This is a genomic window from Pseudoflavonifractor sp. An184, from assembly GCF_002160305.1.
GTDB classification, from domain to species: domain Bacteria; phylum Bacillota; class Clostridia; order Oscillospirales; family Oscillospiraceae; genus Lawsonibacter; species Lawsonibacter pullicola.
Window position 1 is genome coordinate 1 of record NZ_NFKI01000057.1, and the last position, 19,514, is coordinate 19,514.

Annotated in this window: 15 protein-coding genes and 1 riboswitch; of the genes, 9 read left to right on the forward strand and 6 right to left on the reverse strand. The window is 60.1% G+C overall.

The annotated features are described in order from the left end of the window. Window positions 1-114 precede the first annotated feature (114 nt). The 3 genes from B5F19_RS14050 (at window position 115) to B5F19_RS14060 (ending at window position 2,693) form a co-directional block, all read left to right on the forward strand. Window positions 115-828 carry a hypothetical protein gene (locus B5F19_RS14050; RefSeq protein ID WP_087291532.1) on the forward strand — a complete coding sequence of 238 codons (714 nt, stop codon included), beginning with the start codon at window positions 115-117 and terminating at the stop codon, window positions 826-828. A 114-nt stretch (window positions 829-942) separates the two neighbouring features. Then, window positions 943-1,818 carry a spondin gene (locus B5F19_RS14055; protein ID WP_087291534.1) on the forward strand — a complete coding sequence of 292 codons (876 nt, stop codon included), beginning with the start codon at window positions 943-945 and terminating at the stop codon, window positions 1,816-1,818. Then, a complete protein-coding gene (locus B5F19_RS14060) occupies window positions 1,815-2,693 on the forward strand; it encodes a DUF4261 domain-containing protein (protein WP_087291536.1) in 879 nt (292 codons plus the stop codon). The genes B5F19_RS14055 and B5F19_RS14060 overlap by 4 nt, the downstream gene beginning before the upstream one ends. A 344-nt stretch (window positions 2,694-3,037) precedes the next feature. Here the strand turns inward: B5F19_RS14060 and B5F19_RS17235 are convergent, their stop codons facing one another. Together B5F19_RS17235 and B5F19_RS14070 are read right to left on the reverse strand one after the other, a co-directional pair. Further along, window positions 3,038-3,937: a hypothetical protein gene (locus tag B5F19_RS17235; protein WP_140394239.1), complete on the reverse strand. Its 900-nt coding sequence runs from the start codon at window positions 3,935-3,937 to the stop codon at window positions 3,038-3,040. A gap of 737 nt (window positions 3,938-4,674) precedes the next feature. Beyond that, on the reverse strand, window positions 4,675-5,871 hold the full coding sequence (locus tag B5F19_RS14070) for an acetate kinase (protein ID WP_087291540.1): 1,197 nt from the start codon (window positions 5,869-5,871) through the stop codon (window positions 4,675-4,677). A 215-nt stretch (window positions 5,872-6,086) separates the two neighbouring features. On the opposite strand from B5F19_RS14070, the gene B5F19_RS14075 reads away from it, so the two are divergent. The 5 genes from B5F19_RS14075 to B5F19_RS14095 all read left to right on the forward strand — a co-directional run bounded on the left by B5F19_RS14075 (window position 6,087) and on the right by B5F19_RS14095 (window position 13,527). Then, the gene (locus B5F19_RS14075; RefSeq protein WP_087291542.1) at window positions 6,087-7,292 is read left to right on the forward strand and encodes a nucleotidyltransferase family protein; all 1,206 of its coding nucleotides are present in this window, start codon (window positions 6,087-6,089) and stop codon (window positions 7,290-7,292) included. Window positions 7,293-7,323: 31 nt separating this feature from the next. Then, the gene (locus tag B5F19_RS14080) at window positions 7,324-8,421 is read left to right on the forward strand and encodes a DUF3810 domain-containing protein (protein WP_087291544.1); all 1,098 of its coding nucleotides are present in this window, start codon (window positions 7,324-7,326) and stop codon (window positions 8,419-8,421) included. 207 nt (window positions 8,422-8,628) lie between these two features. Then, window positions 8,629-10,464: an NAD(P)-binding protein gene (locus B5F19_RS14085; RefSeq protein ID WP_087291546.1), complete on the forward strand. Its 1,836-nt coding sequence runs from the start codon at window positions 8,629-8,631 to the stop codon at window positions 10,462-10,464. Then, window positions 10,458-12,194 (forward strand): NADH-dependent [FeFe] hydrogenase, group A6, encoded by a 1,737-nt coding sequence (locus B5F19_RS14090; protein ID WP_087291548.1) that lies wholly within the window; start codon window positions 10,458-10,460, stop codon window positions 12,192-12,194. Before B5F19_RS14085 ends, B5F19_RS14090 begins: the two co-directional genes overlap by 7 nt. Before the next feature lie 589 nt (window positions 12,195-12,783). Then, window positions 12,784-13,527, forward strand: a complete 744-nt coding sequence (locus tag B5F19_RS14095; protein ID WP_087291550.1) for a tRNA threonylcarbamoyladenosine dehydratase — start codon at window positions 12,784-12,786, stop codon at window positions 13,525-13,527. Between the two features lie 60 nt (window positions 13,528-13,587). Here B5F19_RS14095 and B5F19_RS14100 read toward each other — a convergent pair whose 3' ends face one another. Continuing rightward, entirely contained in the window at window positions 13,588-14,637 is a 1,050-nt protein-coding gene (locus B5F19_RS14100; protein WP_242972824.1) for an alcohol dehydrogenase, read from the reverse strand. A gap of 246 nt (window positions 14,638-14,883) precedes the next feature. On the opposite strand from B5F19_RS14100, the gene B5F19_RS14105 reads away from it, so the two are divergent. Then, window positions 14,884-15,828 (forward strand): LysR family transcriptional regulator, encoded by a 945-nt coding sequence (locus tag B5F19_RS14105; RefSeq protein WP_162612587.1) that lies wholly within the window; start codon window positions 14,884-14,886, stop codon window positions 15,826-15,828. A 262-nt stretch (window positions 15,829-16,090) separates the two neighbouring features. Here the strand turns inward: B5F19_RS14105 and B5F19_RS14110 are convergent, their stop codons facing one another. From B5F19_RS14110 to metK, 3 genes are all read right to left on the reverse strand, one after another. Then, window positions 16,091-16,783: a DUF6198 family protein gene (locus B5F19_RS14110; protein WP_087291554.1), complete on the reverse strand. Its 693-nt coding sequence runs from the start codon at window positions 16,781-16,783 to the stop codon at window positions 16,091-16,093. Next, window positions 16,780-17,238, reverse strand: coding sequence for a MarR family transcriptional regulator (locus B5F19_RS14115; RefSeq protein WP_204248336.1), 459 nt, complete (start codon window positions 17,236-17,238; stop codon window positions 16,780-16,782). The genes B5F19_RS14110 and B5F19_RS14115 overlap by 4 nt, the downstream gene beginning before the upstream one ends. A 272-nt stretch (window positions 17,239-17,510) precedes the next feature. Next, the gene (gene metK / locus B5F19_RS14120) at window positions 17,511-18,692 is read right to left on the reverse strand and encodes a methionine adenosyltransferase (protein ID WP_087291556.1); all 1,182 of its coding nucleotides are present in this window, start codon (window positions 18,690-18,692) and stop codon (window positions 17,511-17,513) included. A 72-nt stretch (window positions 18,693-18,764) separates the two neighbouring features. Next, a riboswitch (SAM riboswitch) is annotated at window positions 18,765-18,874 on the reverse strand. Window positions 18,875-19,514: the final 640 nt, after the last annotated feature.

Below are 19,514 nucleotides of genomic sequence, written 5' to 3' on the forward strand. Positions count from 1 at the left end.
CAGGAGGTAGAGAACTTGACCCTGCTGTCCTACAGCTATTGTATCACGGGCATCTCTAAGCCTGCTGATATCTGAATTATTAACTTTCAAACTTATTATACGAGGAGGACTTTTATGGGATACGATGTAAGTTTTCACCCGATCTCGCCAGACGAAATACAGGAATGGTATTTTACTCCCCTAACCTGGATACAGCAGGGACAGGAAGAAAAGGTTCTGGCCCTTGCCGCGCAGCATGGAATCGAGGATTTCTATACAGAAAAGTATCTGGACACCCTGCGGGTTGGGGCAGGGACAGAACCGGACGAGCTGTTTGATAAAAGCCATGGTTTTTATATTGCGGTGGTCCAGGGATTCTTCCGGGACTACTATTATACCAGAGGGAGCAGCTTCTCCTTCCTGATGGAGGAAAAGCCGGAATATGCCCGGTACTTCACCCCATGGGCGCAGGTGGTGCCCACTGCCTTACCCAACCCGGCAAAGAACCAGATCATTGAAAACTACTGCTCCGGCGTGTACCTGTCTCCAAATCAGGTTTTGCAGATTCTCCGGGATCTGGAGCAGGAACCAAAGGTACTGGAAGATCTGGAGAAACATTGGAGCGATGGGCAGTTTGCTGTTCTGAAAAAGGCTCTTACTGCTGCGGCTGAACTGGGTACTGGTCTACTGGAAGCCACCGAAGTAGTGGAACCGAATCCCCTTCACCCGAACGAAAGCACATGTTACTCCAACCTGTTCCACTGTGATCGTGATGGGGTGTATCTCTATATCGACATGGCTATGAAACAGATCGCCCAAGCAATGGAGCAAAATAAGTCCGACCCGTGACGGCAGAAAATAACTCGGGAATGAGATGGTTTGTGCCTCTGTTTCCCTGCCCCATATTTGATTTGCAAATGACCGCTGAACCCCAGAAAAAGTTTTTGTAAGGAGGTGGAGACTATGGAACAAAAACGCCCGGCAGATATATTTCAGGAGCTTCTGGACTACCTGTGGAACGGCCTGGGCCTGGAGGAAAAGGGCTGGAAGCGGCTGAAAAAAGGCGACTTCAAAAAGAAAACGAAAAACGGGCTGACCTATCAGATCTGGTTCGACCGGAGCCACTACAACTACATAGACTACGAAATCGGCCATGGAAATGTGGAGGTGGGCTTCAGCTGTATCATAAAGCAGGGAGATGACTACCTCTACTCTTTCAGAATTGAACCCACAACAGGCGGTTCATTCTTTCGGATGCTGACAGAGGACCTGCGGCTGGACACCGGGCTCCTGGACACCTTCCTGCCCCTGGTCAAAGCCAACTACCTCGACTTCATCGACCGCTTCGAGGCAGACCCCGTGGAGGCATTACAGCCGGTCTGCGCCCCCTTCACCGAGGCGGAGGACTACAGCTGGCGCATCCATGTGGACGAGCAGATGGTGGAACGATACGGGACAGTGGAACAGCTGGCGGAGTACCGCCGTCAGGCAGAATTGCGCGGAACGCCGGAGTGCAAGGCGAAGACCCATACTGGAAAGTTGCTGTTCTACCAGTCCCATGCCAAGGATGTGGATCATGCCTGGGCCTCAAGCCGCACCAGAGAGGAACTGGACCAGGTGGTGGAACCCTTTGTGCAGGCCATGCGGCAGACAGGACAGTGGACACAGGAGGATGAGGCGGGCTATCATCTCTACCGGCAGGAGACAGACCCAGAGAAGCGCACCTTTCGGGCCTGGTATCTCATCGCCAATCCCCAAGGCCTGCCGAAAGAGTTTGTCCAGAGAGAACTGGAGTTTCGGTGGAAGCTGTTCCCGGAGAAGAAGGAGGAAATCGAATGAGCAATCAAGTGTTCAAGCAGAACCTGGATGACAAAAAAGGCCCCCAGCCCGGAGGCCCCTATCTCATTCAGATGCTGTTCAAAGAGCCGGTGCCCATGCCGGACAAAGAAAAAATGACTGCCGTAATGGGGAAACACATCGGATCAGCAGAGTGCTTCTGTTATGATAAGAAAATGGCTGGCTTTGCCGCCCTGGATCATATCGCGGAGTTTCAGGACGGCAAGTGCCCGGTGCAGCTGATGGTGATGAAATGCGACAAGTTCAAGGGCAAAGGCTTTGATGCCTTTTTGCTGAGCCAGATGTGGGACTGCCAGGAAGACCGAGAGCGGATTTTCCGGGAGTGCCGGTATCAGGTGGTGGCCACCGATATGTTGGCTGCGGCGCTTCCGGCGCTGGAGCGGGCCAACCTGGACGCCGACTTCTTGGAGGCTCTGGCGGAGCTGTACCCCACCTGTGAGGCATTCTATTTCCAGAACTGCGGCAAGCTCCTGCTGGCGGAGGATGTGCGTTCCCACCAGATCGAAGGCTCAGATCGGTTCATCCGTTTTGGCGTCAATGTCCGCTTCTTCAACATTGAGGGTACCGAGGATATGCTCATTGATACAGTGGGCATGAGTACTTTGTTCCTGCCGGATCTCCAGTACCATTTCCACGATATGAACCCCAACTGGGTGGTAAACCACGCCTACAATGTGGCGTCCTATATTCTGGAGCATGACAACCCTATTAAGAATGGGGAAACGGTAGACGGCGTAGCGGATGGCCAAATGAGTCGGGAAATCCAGTGGAAGTGCCAGTATGAGGATGCCCTGATCCAGCCACCCAGAGGAGTGCTGGACATCCATATGGGAGAATTTGCTGCTGGGCAGCGGTAAAATATAGTGTGTTTGGAGAAGATAGGGATGCTTTTCTTATATACAAAAGAGTAGGGGCCTATTGCTTTTTGACTTGCGCCATCATGCTGCGTATTTTTGGCTCATGCAGTTGTGACCTGTTGTTGAAAACAGCAGACAGACTTCTCGCTGCTCACAACATTGAGCCAAATCAATCAAGCTGTTGTATGCGGCGCAGTAGTTCACCTTAATAATGTTTTTTGTGTTAAAGATCTGATTTATACATTGAAATGGTTACTCCGGGAGGCCCTAAAATATGAGTTTGCGATAACGCATATAATACTTATGACTTTGCTCTGCAGACAAGCAGCATCGTATTACGGGCTTTACTTTGAGAGCGTGTCCCAGATTGTCTGGCAGAGTTCTTCTCTTTTTGCAAAAACAAAGCTGATATGTGGATACATGGCCTGATGCCGCAATACCTGTTGGTATAAGTGGGTCCCAATAAAAGTCTGATTTTTAATTGTGAACTGCCAACAGCATAAATCCGAAATCTGTTCCACCCGATTGTCTGGGGTAGTACCAATCACATATACCAGCTGTTTACCAGCCATCTGCGTAAGGAGTGCAGCATTTTCGTAGGATTCCCTGTTTTGAGATCCTGCAAAATCCTTGTAGAGTTCCAGTATGTTATCTTTGCGGTCTACAATGGCATTACCGTCCAACAAAGTATAATCTCCAGCAGGTAAGTACTGCGGCAGGATGATGACACCATGCTCTGCGCACCAATCGACCATGGGGGAGTGGCCTTCGCGACTGTCAGCATTAAGCACAGGAAGTCCAGAAAGGTTTGCCAGCAGCAATGCGTGCCGCCAGTTAGGATCACCCTGCCGCCAGCCACCTGTGGTGCCAATACGGATATCATCTGGAGTAATTTGAGCTGCGGATGCTGGCAACGATCTCCTTACATCTATATATTTGGTGCCCGTCCGGCGATGTAGCTCCAGACATATATGATGTCCGGCTGCCTGCGCCAATGATTGTATCCTGCAATGGCTGCCGCGATTGAGTGCATCCAGCGCACACCGGATGGCGGTGGTACCTCTACGCTTATCCAGTCTCCAGATTAGAGGCCACTTGCCGGTTTGCTGATATATATAGGTAGCCCAACCAACACATGGGCCAACCGATATGTCATAGCGGATATAAAAGGCCGCATCGTCTTGCTCGGCGGAAAGAAGTTTTACTCTGTAAATAGCATCTGTGGGTGGATTAGGTGGATACATTGATTATCTGCCTCCAACACAATAGATTCAAGTTGCGGATTGATTATAAGCAAAGCAACTTAATTCTATTGGCAGGATGTTTCTTTACTATCCCATACCACTTATAACTTGCAAAGCAAGACAGGTCCTGCTATAATCGTCTTAGTTGAAACGAATCTCCTTAGGTACCATGTACTTGTCCCCCCGCAAACAAGCACATTGTCCCTAAATAATGACTCACAAAAGAGTCCGAGGAAATTCGTTTCCTCGGGCTCTTTTTTTATTTATTTTTTGTTTTAGCCCGGGTTTTGGCTTGATTTAGAACTAATTTAGAATTTTTTGAGAAAGAGATTGGGCGAGCAGCTTGTGGTCAAAATGGTTGGACAAACGACCGTTTTGGAAGGGATGACCACATCTCTTTCCTGAATACGAATTGATTAAAATGAGGCCGAGGCAGCACAGCTGCTTCGGTCTCATTTTTATAAAAATCCTCCCGGTGCAGCGCACCGGGAGGACCACAATGCCGGAAATCAGCCGTGGGCAATGGCGGCGGTGTCCATGGCGATCATCAGCTCCTCGTTGGTGGGGATGCTCCCCAGCGGGCCAAGGCCCGCCGGGGACCCCGGTCCTTTTTATGCTCGGGCGAAGTGAATTCGCCCTGCGCGAATTGCCGCGCCGCGGCAATTCTCTGGTCATCCCCACCAACAAAGAAAGCCCTCCCGGCGCACTGTGCGCCGGGAGGGCTGCTGCGTTGGAAATCAGCCGCGGGTGATCGCCGCGGTGTCCATGGCGATCATCAGCTCCTCGTTGGTGGGGATGACCAGAATCCGCACCTTGGAGTCGTCGGTGGCCACGTCCACTTCCTTGCCCCGGGTGTTGTTCTTCTCGGGGTCGATCTTCACGCCCATGAACTCCAGGCCGGAGACCACGTTGGCCCGGGTGTCGGGGCCGTTCTCGCCCACGCCGGCGGTGAAGATGATGGCGTCCACCCCGCCCATGGCGGCGGCATAGGAGCCGATGAACTTCTTCACGCTGTAATCAAAGACGTCCAGCGCCAGCTGAGCCCGCTGGTTGCCCTGGGGAGCGGCGGCCTCCAGATCGCGGAAGTCGGAGGAGACGCCGGAGACGCCCAGCACGCCGGACTTCTTGTTCAGCACGTTCAGCATCTCGTCAATGTTGTAGCCGTGCTTGTGCATCAGGTACTCCAGGATGCCCGCGTCCAGGTCGCCGGAGCGGGTGCCCATGGGCAGGCCGGCCAGAGGGGTGAAGCCCATGGAGGTGTCCACGCTCTTGCCCCCGTCAATGGCGGTGATGGAGGAGCCGTTGCCCAGGTGGCAGGAGATCAGCTTCAGCTCCTCAATGGGCTTGCCCAGCATGGCGGCGGCCCGCTGGGACACGTACTTGTGGCTGGTGCCGTGGAAACCGTAGCGGCGGACCTTGTCCTGCTCATAGTACTCATAGGGCAGGGCGTAGGTGTAGGCCACGGGGGGCATGGTCTGGTGGAAGGCGGTGTCGAACACGGCCACCATGGGGGTGCCGGGCATCAGCTCCTGGCAGGCCTTGATGCCGATGATGTTGGCGGGGTTGTGCAGGGGGGCCAGAGGATTGCACTCCTCGATGGCGGCCATCACCTCGTCGGTGATCAGGACAGACTGGGCGAACTTCTCGCCGCCGTGGACCACCCGGTGGCCCACCGCGTCGATCTCCTTCATGGAGCTGATGACGCCGTTCTTCTCGTCCACCAGGGCGTGGAGCACGGTCTGAATGGCCTCAGAGTGGGTGGGCATAGCCACGTCGGCGTCCTTGATGGGGTCCTTGCCGGCGGGCTTATAGGTGAACTTGCCGTCGATGCCGATGCGCTCGCACAGACCCTTTGCCAGCACCTCCTGGGTGTCGGGGTTGAGGAGCTGGTATTTCAGGGAAGAGCTGCCTGCGTTGATGACAAGAATGTTCATGGGAATCAATCTCCTTTTCCAAAATTACAACTGCCGGGCTTGTCTTTGACGTTTGGAATGTAGTAAACTAAAGAGACAGTCCAACGCCGCGGTTCAATTTATTGTAACGCTTTTCCACCGCCAGGACAACCACTTTCGGGGAAAAAATTTCTTTTTTCCCCGAAAAAAAAGAAACTCTTTTTCCAAATCCGTTTCCACAGACAGGGAGGCACACTATGAAAATCGCCGGCATCGTGGCGGAGTACAACCCCTTTCATACGGGACACGCCTATCAAATCGCCTGCACCCGGGCACAGCTGGGGGAGGACTGCGCCGTTGCAGCGGTGATGAGCGGCCACTGGGTGCAGGGCGGGCGGCCCGCCATTGCGGACAAGTGGACCCGGACCAGGCTGGCCCTGCTGGGGGGCGCGGACCTGGTGCTGGAGCTGCCCACGGTGTGGGCCGTGTCCTCGGCGGAGACCTTCGCCCGGGGGGCGGTGGGGCTGCTGGCCGCCGCCCAGGTGGTGGACGTGCTCTCCTTTGGCAGCGAGTGCGGGGACGCGGACAAGCTCCGGCGCGCCGCCAGCTGTCTCAACAGCCCGGAGTACGAGGCCGGCCTGCGCCGCCTTGCAGAGGGGGGAACCCCCTTCGCCGCCGCCCGGCAGAGGGCGGTAGAGGGGCTGCTGGGACCGGAGCTGGCCGAGCTTCTGTCCACTCCCAACAACAACCTGGGGGTGGAGTACATCCGGGCCCTGGACAGGCTGTACCATGACATCCGGCCCATGACCATCCGCCGGGAGGGCGCCCCCCACGACAGCCTGATGCGGGGGACAGAGCGGCCCCGGTTCTGCTCCGCCACCCAGCTGCGCGCCTTTCTGGAGGGAGAGGACTGGGCGGCTCTGGCGCCTTACCTCCCCAAAAACGGGCTGGAAGTGCTGCGGGCCGGCTGGAGCGGCCCCAGCCTGGAGCGGGCGGAGCGGGGCCTGCTGGCCCGCCTGCGCACCATGACGGCGGAGGACTGGGCCAATATCCCGGACAGCGGCGCAGGAGAGGGCCTGCCGCCCCGGCTGGAGCGGGCAGGAGCGCAGTGCCGCACCCTGGGGGAATTTATCGCCCTGGCCAAGCCCAAGCACTGGACCCAGGCCCGCATGCGGCGGCTGCTGGTGTGGACCTGGCTGGGTCTCACCCGCGAGGACCGGCCGGCCCAGCCCCCCTATCTCCGGGTGCTGGGCTTTAACGGCCGGGGGCAGGCCGTTTTGAAGGGGATGAAGGAGCGGGCCCATCTGCCCATCCTCACCAAACCCGCCCACGCCCGCAGCCTGGACGGCCCGGGGCGGCGGCTCTTTGACCTGGAGGCCCGGTGCACCGACCTGTACGACCTGTGCCTGGAGGCCGTCCCCACCCCCGGCCGGGAGTGGACCACAAGCCCGGTCCGCCTCTGACCCACGCAGTTTTTCCGGAAAGGAGTCCCAAATGCGCCGATTTTCTCCCCCAAAAATTCTTTTGCCCGTCATGCTGATCCTGCCCGCTCTGCTGGTCCTGCTCTTTGAGTGCCTCAAGGGTCAAAAAGCCCTGATGGACGGCTGGGTATCCGGCTTCATGGCCCCGGCGGAGCAGTTCCTAGGGCGGGTGTGGTCCCTGCTCCCCTGGTTTTCTGTGGCGGAGGTGCTCACCGCCCTGCTTTTAGCGGGAAGCGCCGCCTGGCTCATCCGGGCCGTGGTCCTGCTGGTCCGGGAGCGGGCGGGCCGGCGCTTTCTGCGCCGCCTGCTGGCCTTTGCCTCCGCCCTGCTGTGGCTGTGGGCGGCGGTGAGCTGGATGTGGAACGCCGCCTACTACGCCTCCAGCTTTCAGGAGAGGAGCGGACTCAAAGCAGAGCCCTACTCGGTGGAGACCCTGGCCCAGGTGACCGCCCTGTTTGCCCAGCGGGCGGCGGAGTTCTCCACCCAGGTGGAGCGGGACGGGGACGGCCTGTTTGCCGAGTCCCTGGAGGAGGTCTTTGACCGGGGCCCCGCCGTCTATGAGAACCTGGTCCAGGAGTTTCCCTTTCTGGAGCTGGAGCCCTCTGTGCGGGTAAAGCCCCTCTTTTTCTCCCGGCTCCAGAGTATTCTGGGCTTTACCGGGGTGTATTTCCCCTTCACCGGAGAGGCCAACGTGAACATCGACGCCCCGGCCTGCATGATCCCCGCCACTGTGGCCCACGAGATGGCCCATCAGCGGATGGTGGCCTCGGAGCAGGAGGCCAACTTTGTGGGCATCGCCGCCGCCGTCACCAGCGGGGACCCGGTCTTTCAATACTCCGGGTACCTGTTCGGCCTGGTTCAGCTGTGCAACGCCCTGGCTCTCGTGGACCGGGACGCCTGGAACGCCATTGTCCAGCAGTATTTTACCCAGGAGATGGCCAACGACTGGAACGCCAACAACGCCTACTGGGCGGAGCTGTCCTCCCCCGTGGAGGAGACGGCGGAGCAGGTGTACGACTCCTTTCTGAAAGGCAACGATCAGGAGCTGGGCATCCGCTCCTATGGGGCGTGCGTAGACCTGCTGGTGGCCTATTTCGGAAACAATGCCTGAAAATCTTCTGCGCCGCGCACTCCATGCGCGGCGCAGAATTTTTTTCCTGCCCGGAGGGAGAAAACTCCGGCCCGGTCCTTTTGGAAAAAGAGGTTGACGGTGGAATCCTCCGGCGGTATCATAGAAATCAAAGCAGGGGCAAATTTCGATCCGTTTTTTGTAGGAACTGACAACCGCTACATTACGATAAACGAGGAGGGAAAACCATTGAGCCGTCTATCCATTGAGATCCCCGACCGGGCCCAAACGGTACTGAACGATCTGTACCGGGACATGGGCCGGCGTATCAGCGCCAGCCAGCCGGGGCTTTGTCCGGTGGACATGTCCCTGAACTTCCTGCGGCTGTGCCACGCCCAGACCTGCGGCAAGTGCGTGCCCTGCCGGGTGGGCCTGGGCCAGCTGGCGGTGCTCATCGAGCAGGTGCTGGACCGTACCGCCACCATGGAGACCATCGACCTCATCGAGCGCACCGCCCAGGTGATCGCCGACTCCGCCGACTGCGCCATCGGCTATGAGGCGGCCCACATGGTGCTCCGGGGGGTGCGGGGCTTCCGGGAGGACTACGAGGAGCACGTGCTCCACGGCCGGTGCATCAGCGGCCTGAGCCACCCGGTGCCCTGCGTCTCCACCTGCCCGGCCCATGTGGACATCCCCGGGTACATCTCCCTCATCCGGCTGGGGCGGTACGAGGACGCGGTACGCCTCATCCGAAAGGACAACCCCTTCCCCGCCGCCTGCGCCTATGTGTGCGAGCACCCCTGCGAGGGCCAGTGCCGCCGGCGGATGGTGGACGACTCGGTGAACATCTGCGGCCTGAAGCGGTACGCGGTGGATCATGCGGGCGATATGCCCGCCCCGGAGCGGGCGGAGGACACGGGCAAGACGGTGGCCGTCATCGGCGGCGGGCCGGGGGGCCTGACGGCGGCCTACTATCTGTCCCTCATGGGCCACAAGGTCACCGTCTATGAACAGCGCCCCAAGCTGGGGGGCATGCTCCGCTACGGCATCCCCGACTACCGCCTGCCCCAGGACATCCTGGACCGGGACATTGCCCACATCCTGTCCGCCGGCATCTCCGTGCGGACGGGGGTCTCCATCGGGAAGGACCTGCCCATGGAGAACATCCAGAACAGCTTTGACGCGGTGTATATCGCCATCGGGGCCCACACGGACAAGAAGCTGGGCCTGGAGGGGGAGGACAGCGCCAACGTCATCAGCGCCGTGGAGCTCCTCCGGGGGGTGGGCGAAGGAAGCTCCCCCGACTTCACCGGCAGGCGGGTGTGCGTTATCGGCGGCGGCAACGTATCCATGGACGCCGCCCGCACCGCCCTGCGCCTGGGGGCGGAGCAGGTCACCTGCGTCTACCGCCGCCGGGTGGAGGACATGACCGCCCTGGCAGAAGAGATTGAGGAGGCTATGGCGGAGGGGTGCCAGATTCTGCCCCTTCAGGCCCCCGCCCGCATTGAGGCGGACGAGAAGGGCAAGGTGGCCGCCCTGTGGACCCGGCCCCAGCTCATCGGCCGCTACGGCCGGGACGGGCGGCCCGCCCCCGGGAACGCCCAGGCAAAGGAGTTCCGCATCCCCTGTGACTATGTGATCGTGGCCATCGGCCAGGCCATTGAGGCCAAGCCCTTTGAAGCCATCGGGGTATCCACCAAGCGGGGGGCCATTCAGGCCGACCTCACCAGCGCGGTCCCCGGGGTGGACAATGTGTTCGCCGGGGGCGACGCGGTGTCCGGCCCCGCCACTGTCATCCGGGCGGTGGCCGCCGGCAAGGTGGCCGCCGCCAACATCGACAGCTTTCTGGGCTTCAACCACAAGATCCGCACCGATGTGGAGGTCCCCCCGGCCCATCTCACCAGCATGCCCCCCTGCGGCCGGGTAAACCTGCACAGCCGGACGCTGGAGTGCTACGCCGGGGACTTCTCCCTGGTGAAGGAGGGTATGACCGGCGAGGAGGCCCACCAGGAGGCAAGCCGCTGTCTGCGGTGCGACCACTTCGGCTTCGGCAGCTTTAAGGGAGGGAGGAATACAGAATGGTAACCTTGACCATCAACGGACAGGTGCTCCAGGTGGAGAAGGGCACCACCATCCTGGAGGCCGCCGCCCAGGCGGATATCCACATCCCCCACCTGTGCTATCTGAAAGGGCTCAATGAGATCGCCGCCTGCCGGGTGTGCTGCGTGGAGGTGGAGGGGGAACGGGCCATGGTCACCGCCTGCAACACCCCGGTGCGGGAGGGTATGGTGGTCCACACCAACTCCCCCCGGGCCCGTGCCACCCGCCGCACCAATGTGGAGCTGATCCTCTCCCAGCACGACTGCAAGTGCGCTACCTGTGTGCGCAGCGGCAGCTGCCACCTGCAGAGCGTGGCCAACGACCTGGGCATTCTCACCCTGCCATACGAGACCCAGCTGCCCCAGGGCCTGCGGAAGGCCTGGACCACCACCTTCCCTCTGTACCACGACTACAACAAGTGCATCAAGTGCATGCGGTGCATCCAGGTGTGCGAAAAGATCCAGACCTTGGGCATCTGGGACCTGGCGGGCACCGGCGGGCGGACCACCATCGACGTGTCGGGCAACCGGGTCATCAAGGATTCGGACTGCGCCCTGTGCGGCCAGTGCATCACCCACTGCCCCGTGGGCGGCCTGCGGGAGCGGGACGACACCCAGAGGGCCTTTGACGCCCTGGCCGACCCGGACAAGATCACGGTGGTCCAGGTGGCCCCCGCGGTGCGCACCGCCTGGGGGGAGTACTTCGACATGCCCCGGGAGCAGGCCACCATAGAGCGCATGGCCGCCGTCCTGCGCCGGCTGGGCTTTGACTATGTGTTCGACACCAACTTCTCCGCCGACCTGACCATCATGGAGGAGGGCAGCGAGTTCCTCCGCCGCCTGAAGGTGGGCGGCCTGGAGCGCTGGCCCATGTTCACCAGCTGCTGCCCCGGCTGGGTGCGGTTTTTGAAGAGCCAGTACCCGGAGCTCACCGGACAGCTGTCCACCGCCAAGTCCCCCCAGCAGATGTTCGGCAGCGTCACCAAGAGCTGGTTTGCCCAGAAGCTGGGGGTGGCTCCGGAGAAGATCTTCTGCGTGTCCATCATGCCCTGTGTGGCCAAGAAGGCGGAGTGCGAGCTGCCCACCATGCGCACGGAAACCGGGCCCGACGTGGACCTGGTGCTCACCACCCGGGAGTTCGTGCGGATGATCCGGGCGGACAAATTGAATCCCATGGAGCTGCCCGAGGAGGAGCTGGACAGCCCCCTGGGCGCCTACACCGGGGCGGGTGCCATCTTTGGGGCCACCGGCGGCGTGATGGAGGCCGCCCTGCGCACCGCCGCCTACCTGGTAAACGGGGAGAACCCGGACCCGGACGCCTTCGCCGCCGTCCGCACCGGCCCCGGCCTGCGGGAGGCGGAGTATGAGTTGGGCGGAAGTAAAATCCGCTGCGCGGTGGTCAGCGGCCTGGGCAATGCGCGGAAGCTGATCCAGGATCTGAAGGCGGGCCGGTCCAAGTACGACTTTGTGGAGGTCATGGCCTGCCCCGGCGGCTGCGTGGGGGGCGGAGGCCAGCCGGTGTCCGTGGAGGACGAGGAACTCTACGGCGTGCGGGGAGAGCGGCTGTATGACATCGACCGCGCCTGCAAGCTGCGCTTCTCCCACGAGAATCCGGAGGTCCAACAGCTGTACCGGGAGTTTCTGGGCGAGCCCCTCAGCCACCGCTCCGAGGAGCTCCTCCACACCGACCACAGGGCCTGGGACATGCCCAAGTAATTGTCTCCAGATGCAAAAAGGAAGCGGACCAAAATATGGTCCGCTTCCTTCGTCATTCGAAACACAAAAAGCAAGGCCGGAACCGCTCCCGCAGGAACCTCCGGCCTGTCTTTCTTATCTTGGGATCAGCCCTCGCGGCGGCCCAGACGCAGCTTCTCGGACTGGAAGGCCCACAGCATGCCGCACACCACAGCCAGCATACCCAAAACGGTGATCGCATCCATCATATACGCTCACTCCTTTCTTTCGAATCTATCCTACTCCATCTCCCCCCGATCCGTCAATGGACACTCTGACAGTTCTTTTTATCCCTCCCCCGGGCCGTTTTGTGCAATATTTTCGTTTTTTTGCCTATATGCAAAAATCAATTATTATAGTTAAATATTCTCCACTTTTATTATATTTTTGTTGTAATCAATTATTTTTCCCATTTCATTCCAAAATCGCATAGAATGACGCAGCGATTTTTTCGTGAAAGAGACGAATCCCACTCCAGCGTGGGACTCACAGCCGCCGGCGCCGCTTGACGGCGCGGGACAAGCTGTGCTATTCTGGGACCATCTGAACGCAGCACAAGGAGGATTTCCCTATGTCTGATCCATTCATCCGCACCCGCATGCTCATTGGAGATGAGCCGCTGTCCCGTCTGGCCGCCGCCAAGGTGGCCGTCTTCGGCGTGGGCGGCGTGGGCGGCTTCTGCGTGGAGGCCCTGGCCCGGGCCGGAATCGGCACCCTGCACCTGTACGACGACGACACCGTGTCCGAGAGCAATTTAAACCGGCAGCTGGCCGCTCTCCACTCCACCCTCGGCCGCCCCAAGGGGGAGGTGCTGAAAGAGCGGGTCCAAGACATCAATCCCGCCTGTCATGTGGAGGCCATTCGGATGTTCTATCTGCCGGAAAATGCGGACACAGTGGATCTCACCCAGTACGACTATGTGGTGGACGCCATCGACACCGTGGCCGCCAAGCTGGAGCTGGCCGTCCGGTGCACCGCCCTGAACATCCCCATCATCAGCGCCATGGGCTCCGGCAACAAGCTGGACCCCGCCGCCTTTGTGGTCACCGACCTGAGCAAGACCCAGGGCTGTCCCCTGGCCCGGGTGATGCGCAAGGAACTGCGCAGGCGGGGCATTCAGCACCTGAAGGTGGTCTACTCCACCGAGGAGCCCCGCTCCCCCATCCGCCCCGCCCAGGCGGAGGCCCCGGCAGGGAGCGAGACCCGTCCCGGCACCTCCGCCCGGCGGGACACCCCCGGCTCCATCTCCTTCGTCCCCGCCGCCGCCGGGCTGGTGCTGGCCTCCGCGGTGGTGCGGGATCTGGGGCAGTTTTAATACCTGCATGCAAAACCGGCGGAACGCGCCTTCTAAGGACGCGCCCCGCCGGGCTTTTTCTTACGGCTGAACGGCAATTTTCAATACACCGTCCCCCTTCTGTTCAAACAGGTCGTAGGCCTCCATCACCCGCTCCAGGGGATAGGTGTGGGTAATCAGGGGCTCGGCGTTCAGCTTCCCCGCCGCGATGAGCTCCAAAATCTCCCCACAGTGGCAGGCGTCCACACCCCCGGTCTTGAATGTCAGATTCTTGCCGTACATATCCGGCAGGGGGAGCACCTGGGGCTCCTCGTACATGGCTGCCACAGTGACTGTGGCATTGGGCCGGGCCAGCTGCCAGGCGGTCTGGAAGGTATCCCTCCCGCCGGCCGCCTCCAGCACCACGTCGGCCCCCCGGCCGTCGGTCCAGCTCTTCAGCACCTCCGCCGCCCAGGGGCCCGGCTCCACCGCCTCGTCCGCCCAGCCCTGGGCCAGGGCCAGCGTCCGGCGGGCCGGGTCGGGCTCCACCGCCAGGATGTGGGCGGGCCGGTACAGCCGGGCGCACATCATGGTGCACAGGCCCGTGGGACCGGCCCCCAGCACCAGCACCGTGTCCCCCGGCTGGATCTGGCTGATCTGGGCCGCCCAATAGCCGGTGGACAGGATGTCCCCGGTAAAGAGGGCCTGCCGGTCGGTGACAGAATCCGGAATTTTAGTCAGGCCGTTGTCCGCGTAGGGAACCCGCACATACTCCGCCTGTCCCCCGTCGATGCGGCAGCCCAGGGCCCAGCCCCCGCTGGGGTCGGTGCAGTTGTTCACAAAGCCCCGCTGGCAGAAGAAGCAGCAGCCGCAGAAGGTCTCCACGTTTACCGCCACCCGGTCCCCCGGCTGTACGGAGGCCACCTGTTCCCCCACCGCCTCCACCACGCCCACAAACTCATGTCCTACAATGGTCCCCGGCACCGCTCTGGGCACAAATCCGCCCTTGATGTGCAGATCGCTGGAGCAGATGGACGTCAGTGTCACCCGGACGATAGCGTCCGTCGGATCCTGAATTTTGGGGACCGGCCGCTCCTCCAGGGCAAAAACGCCCTGCTCCCGGTAGACCACCGCCCTCATGTTCTCTCTCATCCCACATCCTCCTCCCACAAAGATTCGTTCAGCAGCCGGGCCAGGCTCTCCGGCGCGTCCCGGTTGACCTCACGGCCCGCTTCCGTATTTTTTCTTAGTGTACCACAGGTGGGAAACTGCTGCAAGCTGCCCGGAAATTCGCTGAACCCACCTCTTTCAAGGAGAAATCTTCATTTTCCATTCCCTTTTTCTCCATTTCATGGTATGATAATGGCTGTAAATTCGTCGATTTGGGGGCGTTCTCCCATGTTTGTCAAAAATCCGGAATATTTTCTTGCCATTGTCAAGGAGCGCAGCATCTCCAAGGCCGCCGACCGGCTCTACCTGTCTCAGCCCTACCTCAGCCAGTATCTGGCCAAGCTGGAGTCCAATCTGGGGGTAACCCTGCTGGACCGCTCCCACACCCCCCTGCGGCTGACGCCGGCAGGGGAGCTGTTCTACGCCTATCTGGAGCGGCAGGACTATCTGGACCGCCAGCTGGAGAGCGACCTGAGAACCCTGCAGTCCCAAAAGCCCCCGCAGCTCCACATCGGGGTGTCCACCTGGAGGGGGTCCATTCTCCTGCCTGACATCCTGCCCAGGTTTGTCCAGTTCTACCCGGAGGTACAGGTGGTCCTCCACGAGGCCCCGGTGCCCCAGCTGGGGGATCTGGCCGCCAGCAGCGTCACCGACTTCTGCCTCATGCACATTCCAAGCGACCTCACCGACCTGAGCTATGAGCTGGTGATGCATGAGCGCATCCTGCTCATCACCCACCGGGACCACCCTCTGGTACGGGGGCTGGAGAGCCCCTGTGATGCCCCGCTCCCCTTCGGCGATCTGCGCCGTCTGGAGAAGGAGCGGCTGATGATGCTCCCCGAGGACTGGCGGCTGTCCAAGCTGCTCTACAACATGTTCAGCGTCCAGAGTGTGGAGCCGGTGAACATCCTCACCACCACCAACAACACCACCGCCATCAACCTGGTGGCCGAGAATATGGGCTTCACCTTCCTCCAGGAGAGCGGCATCCGCCGCACCCCCTACATGGACCGCCTCTCCTTCTTCACCGTTGGGGAGCCCCCCCTCACCTGCCCCATGGCCCTGGTGTACAAGAAAAACGGCTTCCTCTCCCCCGCTGCCCGCACTTTTATGAACCTCATCAAGGACTACTACCGGCAGTTTGACCGGGGCTCCGCCCTGACAGATCAGTGACTGCCTCTTTTCCCCCGCAAAAAATACCAATACTTTCCCGCCGCTGCGCGGCGGAAAAGTCCTCGCTGCGCTCGCTGAACGCCTTGCCATGCAAGACATTCAGGGCATTCGATCCCACTCGAGGCGGGCTGCCGCCCCCCTCGAGCTTCCCCGCCAAAACTTGAGCGGATTCATCTCTACATAGGTTTTTGACAATCTGAAATGCCCAGGAACAGAGCAATCTCTGTTCCTGGGCATTTTGACTTACATAAATGCAAGTCCGTCACATCTGGGGCGACTCAGCCCCAATCTTCGGCTTTTGCGCGGTAAACCAGGCTTCCAGCTGCCCCATGGGGCGGCGGATCTGTCGAGTCAGCGTCCCCACCAGGAGGGCCGCGGCCAGGGTACCCTCCCGGACGCCGGAGATCTCTCCGGTAAACGTCAGGGAGAGGACACAGGCGCTGACTACCAGGGTCACATCAAAGATCACCTTCATGGCGGAAAACTGGATCGGCGCCACCTTACATACGGCCAGGACCACGCCCTCTCCCGCCAGGACCGCTACATCGGCGGTTACCTCGCAGCTGACTCCCACAGCCACCAGGCAGATCCCTACCAGGCACACCAGCCACTGCTGCCAATAAGCGGTACATTGAATCCAGTCCACTGCCCACAGCGCAAAATCCGTCAGATATCCAAACAACAGGGCCACGGGCAGCTGAATCAGCTGCATGGGGTCGTACTGCCGCCGCAGAATCAAAATCTGCAGCAGAATAAAGCCCACGTGCATGATAATGGTGCAGGTTCCTACGGTCAGGGGCAGGAAGCCGCTCATGGCGTAGGGGAGGCTGGAAATAGGCGACGTACCCAGCGCCCCCTTGATGGAACAGGCCACCCCCAGGGACATGATCCAAAGCCCCACACACAAGACCAGATACCGCTTTCCCCACTCTTCTATGGTTCGTTTTGTTGTCATTGAATTTCGCTTTTCTCCTCTCCGCTGTCATGCTGCATACGATGCGTCTCCATGCTCCTCCACAGCCGGTCTAGAAGCCCTTTCAGCTGTTCCAGTTCCTCTGGCGAAAGGCCGGAAACCGCCGCCGTCTCTGTCTCTCTGAAAATCTCCGCCACTGCCGCAGCCGCCTGCTCCCCCTGCTCTGTCAGCGACACGAACAGAGAGCGGCGGTTTCCCTCGTGCTGCCGCCGGACGACCAGGCCGGAGCGCTCCATCCGCAGCAGAATGCTGCCCACCGTGGCCGGCTCGATCTCACAGTAGGAGGCGATGGTCTTTTGGTCTGATTCCCCATGCTGAGAGAGAAACTCCAAAACCTTGGGCTGTCCGGCCGTCAGCCCAACCTTTCCCGCACAGTTCAAAATTTGCCGGTTCAGGATGGTATGGGTCTTCATCAACAGATAGTGCAGTGATTCCATAGAGACACTCCTGAAATAATAAGCATTCTTACTATGTCATATATTATTATAAGAAAACTTATTATTTATCGTCAAGGTCTATTGTGTCTCAAATTCGCATCTCTCTCGGCACAAGATTGAGCAAATTTCATTGTATGATATGAAACGAACCCATAAAAATTCCAGCCCAGCGAAACCTCGCCGGGCTGGATTCCACGGATTCAAATTGATATCTGCCGCGTTAAAAGGCGCGGGGCGCTTGCGCGCCCTTCAGCCGGGACACGTTCTCTCCCTTATCTCCGGGCCAAAAGGGCATCCACCCGGTCGGTCTTCTCCCAGGGCAGGTCCAGGTCGTCCCGTCCGAAGTGGCCGTAGGCGGCCAGCTGGCGGTAGATGGGCCGGCGCAGGTCCAGGTCCCGGATGATGGCGGCGGGGCGCAGGTCAAAGACGGCAGTGACCATATCGGACAGATCCTCGTCGCTCAGCTTCCCGGTGCCGAAGGTGTCCACCCGCACGGAGACCGGCTGGGCCACGCCGATGGCGTAGGCCAGCTGCACCTGGCAGCGGGAGGCCAGGCCAGCGGCCACCACGTTCTTGGCCACCCACCGGGCGGCATAGGCCGCGGAGCGGTCCACCTTGGTGGGGTCCTTGCCGGAGAAAGCTCCGCCGCCGTGGGGGGCGCTGCCGCCATAGGTGTCCACAATAATCTTCCGCCCGGTGAGGCCGGAGTCACCCTGGGGGCCGCCCACCACGAAGCGGCCTGTGGGGTTCACGTAGATCTTGGTGTCGTTGTCCATGAGGCTGGCCGGAATGGTGGGACGGATGACCAGGTCGATCATATCCTGGCGGATCTGGGCCAGTTCCACCTCGGGCCCGTGCTGGGTGGATACCACCACCGCGTCAATGCGTAGGGGTTTGTCGTTCTCGTCATACTCCACGGTGACCTGGGTCTTGCCGTCGGGACGCAGATAGTTCACCAGCCCCTCCTTGCGCACCTGGGTCAGGCGGCGGGCCAGCTTGTGGGCCAGGGAGATGGGCAGAGGCATATACTCCTCCGTCTCATCGCAGGCGTAGCCGAACATCATGCCCTGGTCTCCGGCTCCGTTGTCCAGGCCGTCGTCCTGTTCCCCCTCCTTGGCCTCCAGGCACTTGTCCACGCCCATGGCGATGTCGGGGGACTGCTCGTCAATAGAGGTGAGCACCGCGCAGGTGTCGCAGTCAAAGCCAAACTTGGCCCGGTCATATCCGATGTCCCGCACCACATCCCGGGCGATCTTGGGGATATCCACATAGCAGCTGGTGGTGATCTCCCCCATCACATGGACCAGGCCGGTGGTCACTGTGGTCTCACAGGCCACCCGCGCGGCCGGGTCCTGAGCCAGGATCGCGTCCAGCACCGCGTCGGAGATCTGGTCGCAGATTTTGTCGGGATGCCCCTCGGTGACGGATTCCGATGTAAACAGTCTCTTTGCCATAGTATAATTCCTTTCTCTGGTGTTGAGGCGAAAAAAACGCCCCGCCGCGGCGGAGCGTTTGGATTCTTCGCACCCTCATCTTTCGATCCACTGCCGCCGGATTTAGCACCTTGCAGAGTTTTCCTTCCTCCGCAGGTTGCCGGGCTTCATCGGGCCGTTCCCTCCGCCGCTCTTGATAAGGTAATTCAATTTTACGATGACATATTATATCAGATTTTCCCAGTCTGTCAACTAGGTTTTTAAAATTTCTTGCCAGCAAATGTTTCTGCTCTATGGAAGCTCTAAATCCGCAGCGATCCAAAGTTTGCACAGCTCCTGTATTTTACATACTTGGAGGGCCCTTTGCGCCGCTCCATCGTCGTTGCAAACTCCGCTAAGCTCCGTTTCCGCCTAACGGCGAAAACTGCGCACGCCTCCTTGCTCCTCCTCTCCCAAAGCGGGCCCGCTGTGGTGGACCCGCTTTGGGTCCCCTTTGTGGGGCCCCGGGCGGCCGCACACAAAAGAGGCAAAAGAAATCCCCGCCAAACGGCGGGGATTTCCGCAAAGAGTAAGAATTACTCCTCGATGTCGATGACAACGCTTTTCCCACGGTGCGGCCAATCCCACGAAAGCTTCGCTTTCGCGGGTACCCTGTTAATTGAAATGCTCAGGGCGGCAAAGCCGCCCTTCCGCCAAGGTTTTGTCCTTCGGACAAAACGCTTGTACGCGCCTTGCGGCGCGCCCCATCTGCGATGGGGCCCCGGGCGGCCGCACGGCATCTTTGCAAAAAGAAATCCCCGCCTTTGGGCGGGGATTTCTTAAAGGGAGCAAAAATTACTCCTC